Origin of the sequence: Enterobacter cloacae complex sp. 302F9, assembly GCF_050030335.1 — a bacterium.
In the GTDB taxonomy this organism is placed as follows: Bacteria; Pseudomonadota; Gammaproteobacteria; order Enterobacterales; family Enterobacteriaceae; genus Enterobacter; species Enterobacter hormaechei_C.
This window is the reverse complement of sequence record NZ_JBLGUC010000001.1, coordinates 4,627,417-4,647,451: the sequence shown is the minus strand read 5'-3', so window position 1 is coordinate 4,647,451 and position 20,035 is coordinate 4,627,417. Positions and strand designations below refer to the sequence as shown.

Annotated in this window: 15 protein-coding genes, 4 tRNA genes, 3 rRNA genes and 1 riboswitch; of the genes, 18 read left to right on the top strand and 4 right to left on the bottom strand. The window is 53.9% G+C overall.

The annotated features are described in order from the left end of the window. The first annotated feature begins 164 nt into the window (after positions 1–164). A complete protein-coding gene (gene oxyR, locus ACQG0T_RS22545) occupies positions 165–1,082 on the top strand; it encodes a DNA-binding transcriptional regulator OxyR (protein ID WP_003862055.1) in 918 nt (305 codons plus the stop codon). Here oxyR and sthA read toward each other — a convergent pair. After that, complete coding sequence (gene sthA, locus ACQG0T_RS22540) at positions 1,065–2,465, bottom strand: Si-specific NAD(P)(+) transhydrogenase (RefSeq protein ID WP_003862057.1); 1,401 nt, start codon at positions 2,463–2,465, stop codon at positions 1,065–1,067. The two genes, oxyR and sthA, sit on opposite strands and share 18 nt — an antisense overlap. 196 nt (positions 2,466–2,661) lie before the next feature. On the opposite strand from sthA, the gene fabR reads away from it, so the two are divergent. After that, the gene (gene fabR, locus ACQG0T_RS22535) at positions 2,662–3,300 is read left to right on the top strand and encodes an HTH-type transcriptional repressor FabR (RefSeq protein ID WP_003862059.1); all 639 of its coding nucleotides are present in this window, start codon (positions 2,662–2,664) and stop codon (positions 3,298–3,300) included. A 9-nt stretch (positions 3,301–3,309) separates the two neighbouring features. Beyond that, positions 3,310–3,669 carry a YijD family membrane protein gene (locus ACQG0T_RS22530; protein WP_017383113.1) on the top strand — a complete coding sequence of 120 codons (360 nt, stop codon included), beginning with the start codon at positions 3,310–3,312 and terminating at the stop codon, positions 3,667–3,669. A 79-nt stretch (positions 3,670–3,748) separates the two neighbouring features. Here ACQG0T_RS22530 and trmA read toward each other — a convergent pair whose 3' ends face one another. Next, positions 3,749–4,849: a tRNA (uridine(54)-C5)-methyltransferase TrmA gene (trmA, locus tag ACQG0T_RS22525; protein ID WP_003862063.1), complete on the bottom strand. Its 1,101-nt coding sequence runs from the start codon at positions 4,847–4,849 to the stop codon at positions 3,749–3,751. Positions 4,850–4,953: 104 nt separating this feature from the next. Further along, positions 4,954–5,129: riboswitch (cobalamin riboswitch) on the top strand. Between the two features lie 66 nt (positions 5,130–5,195). Between trmA and btuB the strand changes: the two genes are divergently transcribed. The 9 genes from btuB (at position 5,196) to ACQG0T_RS22480 (ending at position 13,631) form a co-directional block, all read left to right on the top strand. Then, entirely contained in the window at positions 5,196–7,046 is a 1,851-nt protein-coding gene (gene btuB, locus ACQG0T_RS22520; protein WP_017694253.1) for a TonB-dependent vitamin B12 receptor BtuB, read from the top strand. Continuing rightward, entirely contained in the window at positions 6,991–7,842 is an 852-nt protein-coding gene (murI, locus tag ACQG0T_RS22515) for a glutamate racemase (protein ID WP_003862067.1), read from the top strand. Before btuB ends, murI begins: the two co-directional genes overlap by 56 nt. Before the next feature lie 386 nt (positions 7,843–8,228). After that, positions 8,229–9,770: ribosomal RNA gene (locus ACQG0T_RS22510) — 16S ribosomal RNA — on the top strand. 70 nt (positions 9,771–9,840) lie between these two features. After that, a tRNA-Ile gene (locus tag ACQG0T_RS22505) sits at positions 9,841–9,917 on the top strand. A gap of 105 nt (positions 9,918–10,022) precedes the next feature. Next, positions 10,023–10,098, top strand: a tRNA-Ala gene (locus ACQG0T_RS22500). A gap of 180 nt (positions 10,099–10,278) precedes the next feature. Beyond that, a 23S ribosomal RNA gene (locus ACQG0T_RS22495) occupies positions 10,279–13,183 on the top strand. A gap of 72 nt (positions 13,184–13,255) precedes the next feature. Then, positions 13,256–13,371, top strand: a 5S ribosomal RNA gene (gene rrf / locus ACQG0T_RS22490). The 16S, 23S and 5S rRNA genes sit together here with 4 tRNA genes alongside, the layout of an rRNA operon. A gap of 55 nt (positions 13,372–13,426) precedes the next feature. Continuing rightward, positions 13,427–13,503: transfer RNA gene (locus ACQG0T_RS22485), tRNA-Asp, on the top strand. A gap of 52 nt (positions 13,504–13,555) precedes the next feature. Then, positions 13,556–13,631, top strand: a tRNA-Trp gene (locus tag ACQG0T_RS22480). A gap of 99 nt (positions 13,632–13,730) precedes the next feature. On the opposite strand, the gene hdfR is transcribed toward ACQG0T_RS22480, so the two are convergent. Beyond that, a complete protein-coding gene (gene hdfR, locus ACQG0T_RS22475; RefSeq protein WP_195758490.1) occupies positions 13,731–14,564 on the bottom strand; it encodes an HTH-type transcriptional regulator HdfR in 834 nt (277 codons plus the stop codon). A 106-nt stretch (positions 14,565–14,670) separates the two neighbouring features. Between hdfR and ACQG0T_RS22470 the strand changes: the two genes are divergently transcribed. Beyond that, on the top strand, positions 14,671–15,009 hold the full coding sequence (locus ACQG0T_RS22470; protein ID WP_006808641.1) for a DUF413 domain-containing protein: 339 nt from the start codon (positions 14,671–14,673) through the stop codon (positions 15,007–15,009). A gap of 27 nt (positions 15,010–15,036) precedes the next feature. On the opposite strand, the gene ACQG0T_RS22465 is transcribed toward ACQG0T_RS22470, so the two are convergent. Further along, positions 15,037–16,557, bottom strand: coding sequence for a YifB family Mg chelatase-like AAA ATPase (locus ACQG0T_RS22465; protein ID WP_023295617.1), 1,521 nt, complete (start codon positions 16,555–16,557; stop codon positions 15,037–15,039). A 340-nt stretch (positions 16,558–16,897) separates the two neighbouring features. Here ACQG0T_RS22465 and ilvL point away from each other — a divergent pair, with 340 nt between their 5' ends. The 5 genes from ilvL (at position 16,898) to ilvE (ending at position 19,990) form a co-directional block, all read left to right on the top strand. After that, positions 16,898–16,996 (top strand): ilv operon leader peptide, encoded by a 99-nt coding sequence (gene ilvL / locus ACQG0T_RS22460; RefSeq protein ID WP_001311244.1) that lies wholly within the window; start codon positions 16,898–16,900, stop codon positions 16,994–16,996. Between the two features lie 86 nt (positions 16,997–17,082). Beyond that, on the top strand, positions 17,083–17,133 hold the full coding sequence (ilvX, locus tag ACQG0T_RS22455) for a peptide IlvX (RefSeq protein ID WP_166792073.1): 51 nt from the start codon (positions 17,083–17,085) through the stop codon (positions 17,131–17,133). A gap of 2 nt (positions 17,134–17,135) precedes the next feature. After that, positions 17,136–18,782 carry an acetolactate synthase 2 catalytic subunit gene (gene ilvG, locus ACQG0T_RS22450; RefSeq protein WP_023295616.1) on the top strand — a complete coding sequence of 549 codons (1,647 nt, stop codon included), beginning with the start codon at positions 17,136–17,138 and terminating at the stop codon, positions 18,780–18,782. Next, entirely contained in the window at positions 18,779–19,042 is a 264-nt protein-coding gene (gene ilvM, locus ACQG0T_RS22445) for an acetolactate synthase 2 small subunit (RefSeq protein ID WP_003860184.1), read from the top strand. The genes ilvG and ilvM overlap by 4 nt, the downstream gene beginning before the upstream one ends. Positions 19,043–19,060: 18 nt before the next feature. Further along, a complete protein-coding gene (gene ilvE / locus ACQG0T_RS22440; RefSeq protein ID WP_003860182.1) occupies positions 19,061–19,990 on the top strand; it encodes a branched-chain-amino-acid transaminase in 930 nt (309 codons plus the stop codon). The last annotated feature ends 45 nt before the right edge of the window (positions 19,991–20,035 follow it).

Below are 20,035 nucleotides of genomic sequence, written 5' to 3'. Positions count from 1 at the left end.
TTCGAGTTTTGAGAGAAACTCGCTGACGGTGCGGGGACGTCAAGGGTCAAACACGTGCCGCCTCGTCTATGTGATGTATTATTCAACAGAATGCTTGATAGGGATAATCGTTCGTTGCTATGCTATCTATCGCCATGAACTATCGTGGCGACGGAGGATGAATAATGAATATTCGTGATCTTGAATACCTGGTAGCGTTAGCTGAGCATCGCCATTTTCGCCGCGCGGCAGACTCCTGCCACGTCAGCCAGCCAACGCTGAGCGGTCAGATCCGCAAGCTGGAAGATGAGCTGGGCGTGATGCTGCTGGAGCGCACCAGTCGTAAGGTACTGTTCACGCAGGCAGGTCTTCTGCTGGTGGATCAGGCGCGCACCGTACTGCGCGAGGTCAAAGTGCTCAAGGAAATGGCAAGCCAGCAGGGGGAAGCGATGTCCGGCCCGCTGCATATTGGCCTGATCCCAACCGTTGGCCCGTACCTGTTGCCGCAAATCATTCCGATGCTGCACCAGACGTTCCCGAAACTCGAAATGTACCTGCATGAAGCGCAAACCCATCAGCTGCTGGCGCAGCTGGACAGCGGCAAGCTCGACTGCGCGATCCTGGCGCTGGTCAAAGAGAGTGAAGCGTTTATTGAAGTACCGCTGTTCGATGAGCCGATGATGCTGGCGATCTATGAAGATCACCCGTGGGCGAACCGCGATCGCGTGCCGATGGCCGATCTGGCCGGGGAAAAGCTGCTGATGCTGGAAGATGGCCACTGTCTGCGCGATCAGGCGATGGGCTTCTGCTTCGAAGCGGGTGCCGATGAAGATACCCATTTCCGCGCAACCAGCCTGGAAACGCTGCGTAATATGGTGGCGGCGGGAAGCGGTATTACGCTGCTGCCGGCGCTGGCGGTGCCGCACGAGCGTAAACGTGATGGCGTGGTCTATCTGCCCTGTATTAAGCCGGAACCGCGTCGCACCATTGGTCTGGTTTATCGTCCGGGGTCACCGCTGCGCAGCCGCTATGAGCAGCTGGCAGAGGCCATCCGGGGTGCGATGGATGGCCATTTCGACAGCGCGTTAAAACAGGCGGTTTAAGCCGTTCAGCGCAGCTACCCGATAAGCTTCCGCCATGGTCGGGTAGTTAAAGGTGGTGTTAACGAAGTACTCAATGGTGTTGCCACCACCTTTTTGCTCCATGATCGCCTGGCCGATATGAATGATTTCCGCCGCGCGTTCACCGAAGCAGTGAATACCGAGGATCTCTTTCGTCTCGCGATGGAACAGGATCTTAAGCGTACCTACGCTCATTCCCACGATTTGCGCCCGCGCCAGATGTTTAAACTGGGCACGACCCACCTCGTAAGGCACCTTCATGGCCGTCAGCTGCTGCTCGGTTTTGCCGACAGAGCTGATTTCCGGAATGGTGTAGATGCCCGTCGGGATATCTTCAATCAGATGCGCCGTCGCTTCACCTTTCACCAGCGCCTGTGCGGCGATGCGGCCCTGATCGTACGCGGCGGAGGCCAGGCTTGGGTAACCAATCACGTCGCCCACCGCGTAAACGTGCGGCAGCGCAGTCTGGTACATGCTGTTGACCTTGAGCTGACCGCGGCTGTCGGTTTCAAGCCCGATATTCTCCAGCTGCAATGAATCGGTGTTGCCGGTACGGCCGTTGGCGTACAGCAGGCAGTCCGCTTTCAGCTTCTTACCAGATTTCAGGTGCATGATCACACCGTCGTCGCAGCCTTCGATTTTCTCGTACTCTTCGTTGTGGCGAATCACCACGCCGCTGTTCCAGAAGTGGTAGGAGAGGGAATCTGACATCTCCTGATCGAGGAACGCCAGCAGGCGGTCGCGGGTGTTGATCAAATCAACTTTGACCTCCATTCCCCGGAAAATCGACGCATATTCGCAGCCAATCACGCCCGCGCCGTAGATGATCACATGGCGTGGCTCGTGGTGCAGGCTGAGGATGGAGTCGCTGTCGTAAATGCGCGGGTGCGAGAAATCCACGTCTGCCGGATGGTAAGGACGGGAGCCGCAGGCGATCACAAATTTTTCAGCGGTGAGCGTCTCAACCGAACCGTCGTGGCACTCCAGCGCCAGGGTGTGTTCATCCACAAAATGCGCGTTCCCTTGCAGAATTTCACAGTGGTTGCGCTCATAGAAACCCTGACGCATGCGCGTCTGCTGGTTAATGACCGTGTCTGCGTGATTCAGGATATCGGCAAAGGAGGAGCGAAGAAGTCGGGAGTGGTCGCTGTAAAGAGGGTTCTGGTTAAATTCGATAATGCGGCTAACGGCGTGGCGGAGGGCTTTCGAAGGGATGGTGCCCCAGTGGGTGCAACCGCCGCCGACGTTATGGTAGCGCTCAATAACCGCTACTCTGGCTCCCTGTTTTACCAGACCCATAGCAGCACCTTCGCCGCCGGGGCCGGAACCAATAACTATTGCGTCGTAATCGTAGGAATGTGGCATGGCAAGGCTTACCTGTTCTTATACATAAAAGCAACAGAATCATAACATCATTGCCAGGGTAACCCAATTATCGTTGTGCTTTTTTCGGGCAGTGGAGCACAAACCGCCCGTAAACAATCATTCACAAAGCCAGGTAAACAGATTAATTTTATTCTCTGGTATAGTGCCAACGGGCCTTTGGAAGGATTCAACTATCGTGATGGGCGTAAGAGCACAACAAAAAGAGAAAACCCGGCGTTCGCTGGTGGAAGCCGCATTCAGTCAACTGAGTGCTGAGCGGAGTTTTGCCAGTTTGAGCCTGCGTGAAGTGGCGCGCGAGGCCGGGATTGCGCCAACGTCCTTCTATCGTCATTTCCGTGATGTGGATGAACTGGGCCTGACCATGGTCGACGAGAGCGGTTTGATGCTGCGCCAGCTTATGCGTCAGGCGCGTCAGCGTATCGCCAAAGGCGGCAGCGTGATCCGCACCTCCGTGTCGACATTTATGGAATTTATCGGCAATAACCCTAACGCGTTTCGCCTGCTGTTGCGTGAGCGTTCCGGAACGTCAGCCGCGTTTCGTGCCGCCGTCGCGCGTGAAATTCAGCATTTCATCGCGGAACTTGCCGACTATCTTGAACTCGAAAACCATATGCCGCGTGCGTTTACTGAAGCACAGGCCGAGGCGATGGTGACGATTGTTTTCAGCGCGGGTGCCGAAGCGCTGGATGTCAGCATTGAACAACGTAAGCAACTCGAAGAGCGACTGGTATTGCAGCTGCGGATGATTTCTAAAGGTGCGTACTACTGGTATCGCCGTGAACAAGAGAAGTTGGCACATCAAAACGATGAGTGAAGGTGAGTAATGAAACAGTCAGGTCAGGATAAAGGAACGCTGTTGCTGGCATTGATCGCTGGCTTATCCATTAATGGTACGTTTGCCGCGGTTTTTAGCTCAATTGTACCGTTCTCGATTTTCCCGATTATCGCGCTGGTGCTGACGGTCTACTGCCTGCATCAACGTTATCTGAACCGCACGATGCCGGTTGGGTTACCGGGACTGGCCGCAGCCTGTTTTATTCTGGGTGTACTGTTGTACAGCACCGTCGTGCGCGCGGAGTATCCGGATATTGGCTCTAACTTCCTGCCTGCGGTACTGTCTGTGGCGCTGGTGTTCTGGATTGGCTCGCGCATGCGTAGCCGCAAGAGTCAGTTACCGGAGTAATGAATTATTTGTAGGGCAGGTAAGCGAAGCGCCATCTGCCAAAAATGCCGGATGGCGCTAAGCTTATCCGGCCTACAGATCACCGTGCGGTAAGTAAAACGCCGCACTCCATATGGTGCGTATACGGGAACTGATCGAACAGCGCCAGACGTTCAACCTTGTGCGTCTGGCTTAATGTTTCCAGATTCTTGCACAGCGTCTCCGGGTTACAGGAGATGTACAAAATACGCGGGTACGCCTGCACCATCTTCTCGGTTTCGCTGTCCAGGCCACTGCGCGGCGGATCGACAAAAATTGTCTCACACTGGTAGCTCTTCAAATCAATCCCTTGCAGGCGGTTAAACTCGCGTACGCCGTTCATCGCCTGGGTAAATTCTTCTGCCGCCATACGAATAATTTGTACGTTATCAATATGGTTAGCGGCGATGTTGTACTGCGCGGCGGCCACCGACGGTTTGGCGATTTCCGTCGCCAGCACGCGCTCGAAATTACGCGCCAGCGCCAGCGAGAAGTTGCCGTTACCGCAGTAGAGCTCCAGCAGATCGCCCTTAGACCCTTCTGTCGCCTTCAGCGCCCACTCAAGCATCTGCACGTTCATGGCGGCGTTCGGCTGGGTGAAGCTGTTCTCTACCTGACGGTAAACCATCTCTTTACCTGCTACCGGCAGACGCTCGTCGATGTAATCCTGGTCCAGCATGATTTTGGTTTTGGTCGCGCGGCCAATCAGGTGCACGTTGATGTTCTGCGCGCGCAGCGCATCGCGCAGGGCTTCTGCCTGCTCGCGCCACTCGTCGGTCAGCGCTTTGTGATAGAGCAGAGAAACAATGGCCTGATTGCTTTGGGTGGTCAGGTAGTCAATCTGGAACAGCTTGTTGCGCAGCACCGGATTATTGCGTACACCGTCGATCATTAGTGTCATCAGCTGGTTGATGAGCTCACTCGCCGCCGGAAAACTGTCTACGCGAATACGGGATTTCGTCTGCTGATCGAAAATGATGTGGTACAGGTCATCGCCATCGTGCCAGATGCGGAACTCAGCGCGCATACGGTAGTGGCTGACCGGAGAACGAAACACCTCGGGAACCGGCGCGTTGAAAGGCGTCATCATACTTTGCAGGCGGACAACTTTTTCTGCCAGCTGTGCGTCGTACTGTTCTGTCGGGAGGTGTTCGGGGGTCATGATGCGTCCTGAGTGATAAAGAATTACGCGGGGATTGTAGGGATTGTGCAGTGGATGTCCAGATTTAATGGCTAATAGCTATCTGGACATCTATACGTGTCTAATTGTAGCATTCTGTTTCCGGTCTCCTGAGAGTGAAAAGGGAATCCAGTGCAAATCTGGAGCTGACGCGCAGCGGTAAAGACTGGCGGGATGAGAGTTGTAGACACTGTGAAAATGGGAAGTCTTCATCCGTATAACGCCACCCAGCCCGAAGACCTGCCGGGATCACGTCGCATTTGGTTTCATCATCGCGTGCTATCGATGAGGCCTGCGGCATCCTTCTTATATTGTGGATGCTTTAACAATGATTAAAAAAGTATCGCTGTTGACGGCGTTTTCCGTCACGGCATTTTCGGGCTGGGCGCAGGAAAGCGCCGACTCGTTGGTGGTGACAGCAAACCGTTTCGAACAACCAGCAAAAACCGTTCTGGCTCCGACCTCCGTCGTGACCCGTGAGGATATTGAACGCTGGCAGGCAACGAGTGTTGTGGAAATCATGTCACGCCTGCCGGGTGTGGACATCGCACAAAGCGGCGGGATGGGGTCGACCTCTTCAACGTTTATTCGCGGTACGGAATCCCGCCATGTTCTGGTACTGATTGATGGTATCCCTCTGAATAATGCCGGGATCAGCAACGTTCCCGATTTAAGCCAAATTCCGACGTCGCTGATTCAGCGTATTGAGTACATTCGCGGCCCACGTTCGGCGCTGTATGGCTCCGACGCGATTGGCGGTGTGATTAACATCATTACCGGGCGCGACAAGCCGGGTGCGGAAATTTCTGCGGGTGTCGGTTCAAAGGGGTATCAAAACTATAACGGTGCCTTCCAGCAGGTGTTCGATAAAACCAAAATCACCATGGCCGGTGATTATACCTATACCCGTGGTTTTGATATTGCCGCAAAAGATGCCCCGCGCCAGCCAGACCGCGATGGTTTTATGAGTAAATCGCTGTTTGGCTCGGTGGAGCAGCAGTTTACCGACAGCGTCAGCGGATTCGTCCGTGGCTTTGGCTACGATAACCGCTCCGCGTATGACGGTTACGATCACTATGGCGCGACCGGCATTGATGGGCGGCCGGACACGCGTCAGGTTTACAGCCAGAACTGGGACACCGGGTTGCGCTATAACCAGGGTATTTTTCAGTCACAGCTGGTGGCAGGGTATGGCCGTAGCAAAGATCAGAACTATGATCCGAAAAAAGGCCGCTACGCTGACTCCGCAACCATGGATGACGTGAAGCAGTACACCACCCAGTGGCTGAATACGGTTGAAGTGGGTCACGGCAATATCGGCGCGGGTCTGGACTGGCAGAAGCAGAAAACCCAGGCGGGTACGGGCTATCTGGAAAAAGGTTACGAACAACGTAATACCGGCGTGTTCCTTTCGGCGATGCAGCAGTTCAACAGCGTGACGCTGGAAGCGGCGGCGCGTAATGACGATAACTCTAATTTTGGCAATCACGCCACCTGGCAGACCAGCGCCGCATGGGAGTTCATCGAGGGGTATCGCATCATCGGTTCTTACGGTACAGCGTATAAAGCACCGACCATGAGCCAGATCCACAGTAAAGATTACGGTAATCCGGATCTGAAGCCAGAAGAGAGTAAGCAGTGGGAAGGTGGCTTTGAAGGTCTGACTGGGCCGGTAAACTGGCGTGTGACGGGCTATCGTAATGATATCGATAACCTCATTAATAGCGACCCGCGGACTTACCGTTATTACAACGTCGATGAAGCCCGTATTAAAGGAATCGAGGCGACGGCCCAGTTCGACACTGGCCCGGTAGGGCATCAGATTTCTTACGACTACGTCGACCCGCGTAATGCGAAAACTAACGAAGTCCTGGCTCGTCGCTCAAAGCAACAGGTTAAGTATCAGCTTGACTGGCAGGTGTGGGATCTCGACTGGAATCTGGCGTACCGTTATCTGGGCACTCGCTATGACGTTGCCGTTGATCCGAATACCTACGCCACAGAACGCGTGAAAATGGGCGGCGTCAGCCTGTGGGACGTCGCGGTTTCATATCCTGTCACCTCTCATCTCACAGTTCGTGGTAAAATAGCCAACCTGTTCGATAAAGATTACGAGACAGTTTATGGCTACCAAACTGCAGGACGGGAATACACCTTGTCTGGCAGCTACACCTTCTGATCCGCGTCCCACCGTGCTGGTGTTTGATTCCGGCGTCGGTGGGCTGTCGGTCTATGATGAGATTCGGCAGCTCCTGCCGGATCTCCATTACATCTACGCCTTCGATAACGTCGCGTTCCCGTATGGGGAAAAGAGTGAAGACTTTATTGTTGAACGTGTGGTTGAAATCGTCACCGCGGTACAAAAGCGTTATCCCCTGGCGCTGGCGGTCATTGCCTGTAATACGGCAAGCACGGTCTCTCTTCCTGCCCTGCGCGAAAAATTCCCGTTCCCGGTTGTGGGCGTTGTTCCGGCAATCAAACCTGCGGCGCGTCTGACGGCGAACGGCATTGTGGGGTTGCTGGCTACGCGCGGTACGGTAAAACGTCCTTATACGCGTGAGCTTATAGAGCGCTTTGCCAATGAATGCCAGATCGCCATGCTCGGCTCCGCGGAGCTGGTGGAAATGGCGGAAGCGAAACTGCACGGCGAGACGGTATCGCTTGAAGAGCTGCGTCGTATTCTGCGTCCATGGCTGCGGATGCAGGAACCACCGGATACGGTTGTTCTTGGCTGCACCCATTTCCCGCTATTACAGGAAGAGCTGTTAAAGGTTCTGCCTGAAGGGACCCGGCTGGTGGATTCCGGTGCTGCAATTGCGCGTCGGACGGCCTGGCTGCTGGAACACGAGGCGCCGGATGCGAAATCAGCGGATGCGAACATCGCTTTCTGTATGGCGATAACAAAAGAAACCGAACAACTTTTGCCCGTTTTACGTCGTTATGGCTTCGAAACGCTCGAAAAACTGGCGCTGTAGCACGGTTTTGAGCAAAAAAGAGACGGTTGAACGTTTTTTTTCAAAGAGGGGTTGTCAACGTCGGAGAACTCCCTATAATGCGCCTCCACTGACACGGAACAACGGCTTACAAGCCGCCGGGACAGCGGGGTTCAGAGATGAACGCCAACAGAGAAAAGTGAAAATAATTGCTTGACTCTGAATGAGGAAAACGTAATATACGGGACCTCGCAACGATGAGCTGAAAGCCGCGTTGCAACTGCTCTTTAACAATTTATCAGACAATCTGTGTGGGCACTCAAAGTGACATGGATTCTTAATGTCCTCGGACACTAAATGAATACCAAGTCTCAACGAGTGAACACGTAATTCATTACGAAGTTTAATTCATTGAGCATCAAACTTTTAAATTGAAGAGTTTGATCATGGCTCAGATTGAACGCTGGCGGCAGGCCTAACACATGCAAGTCGAACGGTAACAGGAAGCAGCTTGCTGCTTCGCTGACGAGTGGCGGACGGGTGAGTAATGTCTGGGAAACTGCCTGATGGAGGGGGATAACTACTGGAAACGGTAGCTAATACCGCATAACGTCGCAAGACCAAAGAGGGGGACCTTCGGGCCTCTTGCCATCGGATGTGCCCAGATGGGATTAGCTAGTAGGTGGGGTAACGGCTCACCTAGGCGACGATCCCTAGCTGGTCTGAGAGGATGACCAGCCACACTGGAACTGAGACACGGTCCAGACTCCTACGGGAGGCAGCAGTGGGGAATATTGCACAATGGGCGCAAGCCTGATGCAGCCATGCCGCGTGTATGAAGAAGGCCTTCGGGTTGTAAAGTACTTTCAGCGGGGAGGAAGGCGATAAGGTTAATAACCTTGTCGATTGACGTTACCCGCAGAAGAAGCACCGGCTAACTCCGTGCCAGCAGCCGCGGTAATACGGAGGGTGCAAGCGTTAATCGGAATTACTGGGCGTAAAGCGCACGCAGGCGGTCTGTCAAGTCGGATGTGAAATCCCCGGGCTCAACCTGGGAACTGCATTCGAAACTGGCAGGCTAGAGTCTTGTAGAGGGGGGTAGAATTCCAGGTGTAGCGGTGAAATGCGTAGAGATCTGGAGGAATACCGGTGGCGAAGGCGGCCCCCTGGACAAAGACTGACGCTCAGGTGCGAAAGCGTGGGGAGCAAACAGGATTAGATACCCTGGTAGTCCACGCCGTAAACGATGTCGACTTGGAGGTTGTGCCCTTGAGGCGTGGCTTCCGGAGCTAACGCGTTAAGTCGACCGCCTGGGGAGTACGGCCGCAAGGTTAAAACTCAAATGAATTGACGGGGGCCCGCACAAGCGGTGGAGCATGTGGTTTAATTCGATGCAACGCGAAGAACCTTACCTACTCTTGACATCCAGAGAACTTAGCAGAGATGCTTTGGTGCCTTCGGGAACTCTGAGACAGGTGCTGCATGGCTGTCGTCAGCTCGTGTTGTGAAATGTTGGGTTAAGTCCCGCAACGAGCGCAACCCTTATCCTTTGTTGCCAGCGGTTAGGCCGGGAACTCAAAGGAGACTGCCAGTGATAAACTGGAGGAAGGTGGGGATGACGTCAAGTCATCATGGCCCTTACGAGTAGGGCTACACACGTGCTACAATGGCGCATACAAAGAGAAGCGACCTCGCGAGAGCAAGCGGACCTCATAAAGTGCGTCGTAGTCCGGATTGGAGTCTGCAACTCGACTCCATGAAGTCGGAATCGCTAGTAATCGTGGATCAGAATGCCACGGTGAATACGTTCCCGGGCCTTGTACACACCGCCCGTCACACCATGGGAGTGGGTTGCAAAAGAAGTAGGTAGCTTAACCTTCGGGAGGGCGCTTACCACTTTGTGATTCATGACTGGGGTGAAGTCGTAACAAGGTAACCGTAGGGGAACCTGCGGTTGGATCACCTCCTTACCTTAAAGAACCTGCCTTTGCAGTGCTCACACAGATTGTCTGATGAAAAACAGCAGTAAAAAACCTCTACAGGCTTGTAGCTCAGGTGGTTAGAGCGCACCCCTGATAAGGGTGAGGTCGGTGGTTCAAGTCCACTCAGGCCTACCAAATTTTTGCTGATGCTGCGTTGCGGCGACACTCACATACATAAGTATGCTTCGTGTCACCACGCCTTGCCTCAACAAAAATTACCGGTACAGAGGTGACTACGATGGGGCTATAGCTCAGCTGGGAGAGCGCCTGCCTTGCACGCAGGAGGTCTGCGGTTCGATCCCGCATAGCTCCACCATCTTTTACTGCGAACACAAGAAAACTTCAGAGTGAACCTGAAAAGGTGCACTGCGAAGTTTTGCTCTTTAAAAATCTGGATCAAGCTGAAAATTGAAACGACACACAGCTCATGTGTGTTCGAGTCTCTCAAATTTTCGCAAGTCGATGGTGAATCGAAAGAAACATCTTCGGGTTGTGAGGTTAAGCGACTAAGCGTACACGGTGGATGCCCTGGCAGTCAGAGGCGATGAAGGACGTGCTAATCTGCGAAAAGCGCCGGCGAGGTGATATGAACCCTTGACCCGGCGATGTCCGAATGGGGAAACCCAGTGCAATCCGTTGCACTATCGTTAACTGAATACATAGGTTAACGAGGCGAACCGGGGGAACTGAAACATCTAAGTACCCCGAGGAAAAGAAATCAACCGAGATTCCCCCAGTAGCGGCGAGCGAACGGGGAGCAGCCCGGAGTCTGAATCAGCTTGTGTGTTAGTGGAACGGTCTGGAAAGTCCGACGGTACAGGGTGATAGTCCCGTACACGAAAGCACACATGCTGTGAACTCGAAGAGTAGGGCGGGACACGTGGTATCCTGTCTGAATATGGGGGGACCATCCTCCAAGGCTAAATACTCCTGACTGACCGATAGTGAACCAGTACCGTGAGGGAAAGGCGAAAAGAACCCCGGCGAGGGGAGTGAAAAAGAACCTGAAACCGTGTACGTACAAGCAGTGGGAGCCTCTTTATGGGGTGACTGCGTACCTTTTGTATAATGGGTCAGCGACTTATATTCTGTAGCAAGGTTAACCGTATAGGGGAGCCGAAGGGAAACCGAGTCTTAACTGGGCGTTAAGTTGCAGGGTATAGACCCGAAACCCGGTGATCTAGCCATGGGCAGGTTGAAGGTTGGGTAACACTAACTGGAGGACCGAACCGACTAATGTTGAAAAATTAGCGGATGACCTGTGGCTGGGGGTGAAAGGCCAATCAAACCGGGAGATAGCTGGTTCTCCCCGAAAGCTATTTAGGTAGCGCCTCGTGAACTCATCTTCGGGGGTAGAGCACTGTTTCGGCTAGGGGGCCATCCCGGCTTACCAACCCGATGCAAACTACGAATACCGAAGAATGTTATCACGGGAGACACACGGCGGGTGCTAACGTCCGTCGTGAAGAGGGAAACAACCCAGACCGCCAGCTAAGGTCCCAAAGTCATGGTTAAGTGGGAAACGATGTGGGAAGGCACAGACAGCCAGGATGTTGGCTTAGAAGCAGCCATCATTTAAAGAAAGCGTAATAGCTCACTGGTCGAGTCGGCCTGCGCGGAAGATGTAACGGGGCTAAACCATGCACCGAAGCTGCGGCAGCGACACTATGTGTTGTTGGGTAGGGGAGCGTTCTGTAAGCCGTTGAAGGTGTGCTGTGAGGCATGCTGGAGGTATCAGAAGTGCGAATGCTGACATAAGTAACGATAAAGCGGGTGAAAAGCCCGCTCGCCGGAAGACCAAGGGTTCCTGTCCAACGTTAATCGGGGCAGGGTGAGTCGACCCCTAAGGCGAGGCCGAAAGGCGTAGTCGATGGGAAACAGGTTAATATTCCTGTACTTGGTGTTACTGCGAAGGGGGGACGGAGAAGGCTATGTCAGCCGGGCGACGGTTGTCCCGGTTTAAGCATGTAGGCGGAGGTTCCAGGTAAATCCGGTACCTTATTAACGCTGAGGTGTGATGACGAGGCACTACGGTGCTGAAGTGATAAATGCCCTGCTTCCAGGAAAAGCCTCTAAGCATCAGGTAACACGAAATCGTACCCCAAACCGACACAGGTGGTCAGGTAGAGAATACCAAGGCGCTTGAGAGAACTCGGGTGAAGGAACTAGGCAAAATGGTGCCGTAACTTCGGGAGAAGGCACGCTGATGTGTAGGTGAAGCCCCTGCGGGCGGAGCTGAAATCAGTCGAAGATACCAGCTGGCTGCAACTGTTTATTAAAAACACAGCACTGTGCAAACACGAAAGTGGACGTATACGGTGTGACGCCTGCCCGGTGCCGGAAGGTTAATTGATGGGGTTAGCGGCAACGCGAAGCTCTTGATCGAAGCCCCGGTAAACGGCGGCCGTAACTATAACGGTCCTAAGGTAGCGAAATTCCTTGTCGGGTAAGTTCCGACCTGCACGAATGGCGTAATGATGGCCAGGCTGTCTCCACCCGAGACTCAGTGAAATTGAACTCGCTGTGAAGATGCAGTGTACCCGCGGCAAGACGGAAAGACCCCGTGAACCTTTACTATAGCTTGACACTGAACACTGGTCCTTGATGTGTAGGATAGGTGGGAGGCTTTGAAGCGTGGACGCCAGTCTGCGTGGAGCCAACCTTGAAATACCACCCTTTAATGGCTGGTGTTCTAACGTAGACCCGTAATCCGGGTTGCGGACAGTGTCTGGTGGGTAGTTTGACTGGGGCGGTCTCCTCCCAAAGAGTAACGGAGGAGCACGAAGGTTGGCTAATCCTGGTCGGACATCAGGAGGTTAGTGCAATGGCATAAGCCAGCTTGACTGCGAGCGTGACGGCGCGAGCAGGTGCGAAAGCAGGTCATAGTGATCCGGTGGTTCTGAATGGAAGGGCCATCGCTCAACGGATAAAAGGTACTCCGGGGATAACAGGCTGATACCGCCCAAGAGTTCATATCGACGGCGGTGTTTGGCACCTCGATGTCGGCTCATCACATCCTGGGGCTGAAGTAGGTCCCAAGGGTATGGCTGTTCGCCATTTAAAGTGGTACGCGAGCTGGGTTTAGAACGTCGTGAGACAGTTCGGTCCCTATCTGCCGTGGGCGCTGGAGAATTGAGGGGGGCTGCTCCTAGTACGAGAGGACCGGAGTGGACGCATCACTGGTGTTCGGGTTGTCATGCCAATGGCACTGCCCGGTAGCTAAATGCGGAAGAGATAAGTGCTGAAAGCATCTAAGCACGAAACTTGCCCCGAGATGAGTTCTCCCTGAGACTTTAAGTCTCCTGAAGGAACGTTAAAGACGATGACGTTGATAGGTCGGGTGTGTAAGCGCAGCGATGCGTTGAGCTAACCGATACTAATGAACCGTGAGGCTTAACCTTACAACGCCGAAGGTGTTTTGGCGAAGAGACAGACAATCAAATTTCAGCTTTGATACAGATTAACAGAATTTGCCTGGCGGCTTTAGCGCGGTGGTCCCACCTGACCCCATGCCGAACTCAGAAGTGAAACGCCGTAGCGCCGATGGTAGTGTGGGGTCTCCCCATGTGAGAGTAGGGAACTGCCAGGCATCAAATTAAGTAGTAAGCCGGTGCATTAATCCGGTGGTTACAGAAGTATTCGGTGGAGCGGTAGTTCAGTCGGTTAGAATACCTGCCTGTCACGCAGGGGGTCGCGGGTTCGAGTCCCGTCCGTTCCGCCACTTATTAAGACATTAAGCCTGCCCTTCCGGCAGGCTTAATGGCAAAAACTTTAGGGGCGTAGCTCAGTTGGTAGAGCACCGGTCTCCAAAACCGGGTGTCGCGAGTTCGAGTCTCTCCGCCCCTGCCATATAGAATCCTTTGCTTCGGCAAAGGATTTTTTTTGCCTGCAAAACAGCTCAACACCTTCCTGAAGAATAAGCAGCCTGCGTTTCCGCAGGCTGTTGCGTTAATCCAGTATGCTGGTTTTTAACAGATCTTTTATCTGTGACTGCTTATCGCTGTTTTGCAGCCAAATGGCATACAGCGGCCTGGAGAGCGTTGTCGAATCGGTGACAACATGGAGTGCGGGTTTATTATCCGCCCAGCGAACAGGTAACCAGGTACAGCCTTTCAATGCGGGAAGATGCTGGCATGCGATCTCCGCTGAGCTTGTCGTGAGCTGCGGGATATCATCGCTGGCAATTAACCCCGTCTCGTGCTGCTGAAAATCAGGCCCCCATTCCAGGCGTAAATAATTCAGGTTGGCCTTCATCATTGCAGGCTCCGATGCATAGAGCGCCAGGCTAAATTGTCCAACAATCTGGCTGCTAAATTCGTCCATCTTGGGTGCTTCTGTGGTGATCAGCAGATCAAGCTGCCGCTCGTGGAGTTGCTTAACCAGCGACTGACGTTGCGCAATCCTCGCCTCAAATTGCAGATGGTTGTGTGTGCGATATAGCCGCATAAGCCATTGGCTGAGCATGCATTCCCATAGCGATGCGCTGGCACCGATCGAGAATTCATTATGCCGGGAGGTGTGCGCAACCTCCTTTCGCGCTGCCTGCCAGGTATTCATCAGGGTTTCTGCATAAGGCAACAACTTTTCACCAGCCGGAGTTAAACGAATATTGTTGCGATGGCGGGTAAAAAGGTTCACACCCAGTTGATTTTCCAGCTGTCGAATACGAAAACTGACTGCTGACTGCGTCAGGTAGAGGGCTTCAGCTGCTCGCCCAAAGTGTCGCGTTCTGCTCACTTCGAGGAAAGTTTTTAGCAATTCCGTATCCACATCTTTCTCCACAAAATTATTTGTCGTTATGATTTAAATGTTTTGTTTTACACTCTGTCAAGCGTAACTAATACTCCGCGCCATAAATAGCTCGGCCAAAGAATTAGGAGCGTGTAGGATGGCGGAAAGCTTTACGACGACTAATCGTTTTTTCGACAATAAACATTACCCGCGCGGGTTCTCTCGTCACGGCGATTTCACTATCAAAGAAGCTCAACTTCTTGAGCGCCATGGTTATGCCTTTAACGAGCTGGATCTGGGTAAACGTGAACCGGCAACCGAAGATGAAAAACAGTTTGTCTCTGTTTGCCGTGGTGAGCGTGAGCCGCAGTCTGATGCAGAACGTGTATGGATCAAGTATATGGCTCGCATTAAGCGTCCTAAGCGTTTCCATACGCTGTCTGGCGGTAAGCCGCAGATGGAAGGTGCAGAAGACTACACCGAGTCTGACGATTAAGAAGAGAAGGGGCTACGGCCCCTTTTTTTACGCCAGCATTTTTTGCAGATGCAACAGCAGCCGATCGATCGCTCGGTAACTTAATGCCTCCTGCAAATGCCGCCTCTCTATTCCGGAGCAGCCCTCCACGTCGGCGACCGTGCGCGCTACTTTCAACAAACGCTGCCACGCGCGAATGGATAGCCCAAACCGCGTCAGTGTATCTTCCAGCCAGCCTGCATCTTCAGCGTTAAGAGAACAAAACTGTCGGATCCCGCTGTTATCCAGCCGGGCATTCAGCCTGTTCTGACGAGCATACTGCCGCGCCTGCGCCGCAATAACCCGTTCACGCACAGTTGCTGAGCTTTCGCCCCTAATACCGGTTTGCCTCAGCAGACCGGGCGGGGGCAGGGGGATCTCGAGAGATAAATCAAAACGGTCGAGAAAGGGGCCAGACAGCTTACTCAGATAGCGCAGCGTCTGCTCCGGCGTACAGCGGTTATGATTGCCCTGATAATGACCCGTAGGGCTAGGGTTCATCGCCGCGACTAGCTGAAACTGCGCAGGGTAGCTTATTTTGGCCCGTGTACGAGACAAATGGATTTCGCCGGATTCAATCGGCTCCCGCAATGCATCCAGCACGCGGCGTTCAAACTCTGGCAATTCATCCAGAAACAAAATGCCGTTGTGCGCCAGTGAGATTTCACCCGGTCCGGGGATCGAACCCCCGCCCACCATCGCGGTAAGAGACGCACTGTGGTGTGGAGAGCGGAAAGGACGGCGGCGCCACTGTTTATGCAGCGACGTAGAACTGACCAGGCTAAATATCGCGGCGCTTTCCAGCGCTTCATGATTATTGAGGGGTGGCAACAGGCCGCTCAATCTGCTCGCCAGCATCGTTTTCCCCGTGCCTGGCGGACCTATCAGTAACAGGTTATGCCCACCCGCGGCCGTTATCTCTAACGCCCGCTTACCCTGTTCCTGACCCATAATATCGCTGAGATCTTCGGGCGAAGCTGGCGCCACCTCGTCATTCTCCTGCGGCTCGGCAAGCTCGTGTCGGCCTTCCAGCCAGGCGCAAACCTCTTGCAAATGTCCTGCGACAAGACACCCCTTTTCGGCGATAAGGCTTACTTCAGAGGCATTTTCATTGGCCACAATGATTTGTCTTCCCGCGCGTATGGCTTCAAGCGCACCCGAGATTGCTCCGGGAACGCCTCTTAACGCGCCTGTAAGCGCTAATTCACCCACGAACTCACACGAGCTTAGCCCTGGCGTATTGAGCTGTTCAGAAGCCGCGAGAAGCGCTATAGCAATAGGTAAATCATATCGCCCTCCCTCCTTTGGCAAATCGGCGGGCGCAAGGTTAATGGTGATCTTCTTCGCCGGAAAAGCATAACCGCTATTAATAATTGCGCTGCGCACGCGATCCCTCGCCTCTTTAACGGTCGTTTCTGGTAAGCCGACCAGCGTCAGTCCGGGCAGTCCATTACTTAAATGAACCTCTACAGAAATAAGCGGTGCCTTCACGCCGATGGCCGCGCGTGTATAAACAACTGACAGTGACATAAGCCCTCCTTGGCGGTGACTATGCCAGCATCATTTTTTCCTGTTTAGCACTAATTCACTGAATTACGGCGCTCGTTCCAGCCTTTTAGCGGCAAAATGTAATCCTTACATGTCGGTGGAATCGGCCTCGCAGAAAAGAAATCATGCGCGCCTTGCCGGATGAAGCAGGACAAAAAAATGAAAAATCTTCATTTCTATTTTTTCCCTATATAAAACAACGATTTTGAAAGAAATAGTTCGCATGCTACAGATATAGGTCATAAAAAAATCTTGTGTCAGATGAAATATCTGTGGTAACTCTTTAGGTATTCCTTCGAACAAGATGCAAAAAGAACTGAAAATGACAGCCCTTCTACGAGTGATTAGCCTGGTCGTGATTAGCGTGGTGGTGATTATTATCCCACCGTGCGGGGCTGCACTTGGACGAGGAAAGGCTTAGAAATCAAGCCTTAACGAACTAAGACCCCCGCACCGAAAGGTCCGGGGGTTTTTTTATGACTAAAAAACTTAAATGAGGAGCAGAGAATGACGACTAGCACAAAATTCTGTTTCTCCAGATTTATGACGGGGAACTAACTATGAATGGGGCACAATGGGTAGTACATGCGTTGCGCGCGCAGGGAGTCGAAACCGTATTCGGTTATCCGGGTGGCGCAATTATGCCGATTTACGATGCACTGTATGACGGCGGCGTGGAACACCTGTTGTGCCGACACGAGCAGGGCGCAGCGATGGCCGCCATCGGTTATGCCCGTGCGACCGGTAAAACCGGCGTCTGTATGGCCACCTCCGGTCCGGGCGCAACGAACCTGATCACCGGCCTGGCTGACGCGCTGCTCGATTCCGTACCCGTGGTGGCGATCACCGGCCAGGTGGCCTCTCCGTTCATCGGCACCGATGCCTTCCAGGAAGTGGATGTGCTCGGTTTATCGCTGGCCTGCACCAAACACAGCTTCCTCGTTCAGTCTCTCGAAGAGCTGCCGCGGGTGATGGCCGAAGCGTTCGAGGTTGCCAGCTCTGGCCGTCCTGGCCCGGTTCTGGTTGATATCCCGAAAGATATCCAGGTTGCACTCGGCGATCTGGAGCCGCATTTCTCTACCGTGGAAAGCGATAATGCGTACCCGCATGCAGAGGTGGAAGAGGCGCGTCAGATGATGGCGCAGGCCAAACAACCGATGCTGTACGTAGGCGGCGGCGTGGGCATGGCGCAGGCTGTTCCGGCGCTTCGCGCGTTCATTGCGACCACGCAAATGCCCGCCACCTGCACGCTGAAAGGTCTCGGTGCGGTAGAGGCAGATTACCCGTACTACCTCGGCATGCTGGGGATGCATGGTACCAAAGCGGCAAACCTGGCGGTGCAGGAATGCGACTTGCTTATCGCCGTCGGCGCACGTTTTGACGACCGCGTTACCGGCAAGCTGAATACCTTCGCGCCGAACGCCAAAGTGATCCATATGGACATCGACCCGGCGGAGATGAACAAACTGCGTCAGGCGCATGTCGCGTTGCAGGGCGATCTTAACGCGCTGTTACCGGCGCTGGAGCAGCCGCTGGATATCAACCCATGGCGTCAGCACACCGCTGATATGCGTACTGAACACGCGTGGCGTTACGATCACCCAGGCGACGCCATCTATGCGCCGCTGCTGTTGAAACAGCTGTCAGACCGTAAACCCGCAGACAGCGTGGTAACGACGGATGTCGGCCAGCATCAGATGTGGTCAGCCCAGCACATGACCTACACCCGCCCGGAGAACTTTATCACCTCGAGCGGGTTAGGGACGATGGGCTTCGGCCTGCCCGCTGCCGTGGGCGCACAGGTTGCCCGCCCGAACGATACCGTTATCTGTATCTCCGGTGACGGCTCCTTCATGATGAACGTCCAGGAGCTCGGCACCGTGAAGCGTAAGCAGTTACCGCTGAAGATCGTCTTGCTCGATAACCAGCGTTTAGGCATGGTTCGCCAGTGGCAGCAGCTGTTCTTCCAGGAGCGTTACAGCGAAACGACCCTGACCGATAACCCCGATTTCCTCACCCTGGCCAGCGCCTTCGGCATTCCTGGCCAGCACATCACCCGTAAAGACCAGGTTGAAGCGGCACTCGACACCATGCTGTCAAGCGAAGGGCCATACCTGCTTCATGTCTCAATCGACGAGCTTGAGAACGTCTGGCCGTTGGTACCGCCCGGTGCCAGTAACTCACAAATGCTGGAGAAATTATCATGATGCAACATCAGGTCGCCGTGCAGGCTCGCTTCAACCCGGAAACGTTAGAACGCGTATTGCGCGTGGTTCGCCACCGTGGCTTTCAGATTTGCTCTATGAATATGGAAACGGCCACCGACGCGCAGAACATCAGTATCGAATTAACCGTTGCCAGCCCGCGGCCGGTCGACTTACTGTTTAGTCAGTTATCAAAACTGGTAGACGTTGCCCATGTTGCCATCTGCCAGAGCACAACCACATCACAACAAATCCGCGCTTAAGCGTGACAGGACGAAAAAATGACGACAAAAAAAGCTGATTACATTTGGTTCAATGGTGAGATGGTTCGCTGGGAAGACGCGAAAGTTCACGTAATGTCCCACGCGCTGCACTACGGCACCTCCGTGTTTGAAGGGATCCGTTGCTACGACTCTCACAAAGGGCCAGTGGTGTTCCGCCATCGCGAACACATGCAGCGTCTGCATGACTCAGCCAAAATTTATCGTTTCCCGGTCTCCCAAAGCGTTGATGAGCTGATGGAAGCCTGCCGCGAGGTGATTCGCCAGAACAAACTGACCAGCGCCTATATTCGTCCGCTGGTCTTCGTGGGTGATGTTGGCATGGGCGTCAACCCGCCCGCTGGCTATAACACCGATGTGATCATTGCTGCGTTCCCGTGGGGCGCCTACCTGGGCGCGGAAGCGCTGGATCAGGGGATCGACGCAATGGTTTCTTCCTGGAACCGCGTGGCGCCAAACACTATCCCGACTGCGGCTAAAGCGGGCGGTAACTACCTTTCCTCACTGCTGGTCGGCAGCGAAGCGCGCCGTCACGGCTATCAGGAAGGTATCGCGCTGGATGTGAATGGCTATATCTCCGAAGGCGCGGGTGAAAACCTGTTTGAAGTGAAAGACGGCATTCTGTTTACGCCGCCATTCACTTCGTCCGCGCTGCCGGGCATCACCCGCGACGCCATCATCAAGCTGGCAAAAGATCTGGGTATCGAAGTGCGCGAGCAGGTACTGTCCCGCGAATCCCTGTACCTGGCTGATGAAGTGTTCATGTCCGGTACCGCGGCTGAAATTACGCCGGTGCGTAGCGTCGATGGCATTCAGGTGGGCGAAGGCCGCTGTGGCCCGGTCACCAAACGCATTCAGCAAGCCTTCTTCGGCCTCTTCACCGGCGAAACAGAAGACAAATACGGCTGGTTGGATCAGGTTAATCACTAAATATAAATTTGGGACGGCACGCACCGTCCCATTAAATAGTCAGAC

Coding starts and splice junctions, on each gene's coding strand:
- oxyR (WP_003862055.1), top strand. CDS start 165: ATGAATATTCGTGATCTTGAATACCTGGTAGCGTTAGCTGAGCATCGC.
- sthA (WP_003862057.1), bottom strand. CDS start 2,465: ATGCCACATTCCTACGATTACGACGCAATAGTTATTGGTTCCGGCCCC.
- ACQG0T_RS22530 (WP_017383113.1), top strand. CDS start 3,310: ATGAAACAGTCAGGTCAGGATAAAGGAACGCTGTTGCTGGCATTGATC.
- trmA (WP_003862063.1), bottom strand. CDS start 4,849: ATGACCCCCGAACACCTCCCGACAGAACAGTACGACGCACAGCTGGCA.
- btuB (WP_017694253.1), top strand. CDS start 5,196: ATGATTAAAAAAGTATCGCTGTTGACGGCGTTTTCCGTCACGGCATTT.
- murI (WP_003862067.1), top strand. CDS start 6,991: ATGGCTACCAAACTGCAGGACGGGAATACACCTTGTCTGGCAGCTACA.
- ACQG0T_RS22470 (WP_006808641.1), top strand. CDS start 14,671: ATGGCGGAAAGCTTTACGACGACTAATCGTTTTTTCGACAATAAACAT.
- ACQG0T_RS22465 (WP_023295617.1), bottom strand. CDS start 16,557: ATGTCACTGTCAGTTGTTTATACACGCGCGGCCATCGGCGTGAAGGCA.
- ilvL (WP_001311244.1), top strand. CDS start 16,898: ATGACAGCCCTTCTACGAGTGATTAGCCTGGTCGTGATTAGCGTGGTG.
- ilvG (WP_023295616.1), top strand. CDS start 17,136: ATGAATGGGGCACAATGGGTAGTACATGCGTTGCGCGCGCAGGGAGTC.
- ilvM (WP_003860184.1), top strand. CDS start 18,779: ATGATGCAACATCAGGTCGCCGTGCAGGCTCGCTTCAACCCGGAAACG.
- ilvE (WP_003860182.1), top strand. CDS start 19,061: ATGACGACAAAAAAAGCTGATTACATTTGGTTCAATGGTGAGATGGTT.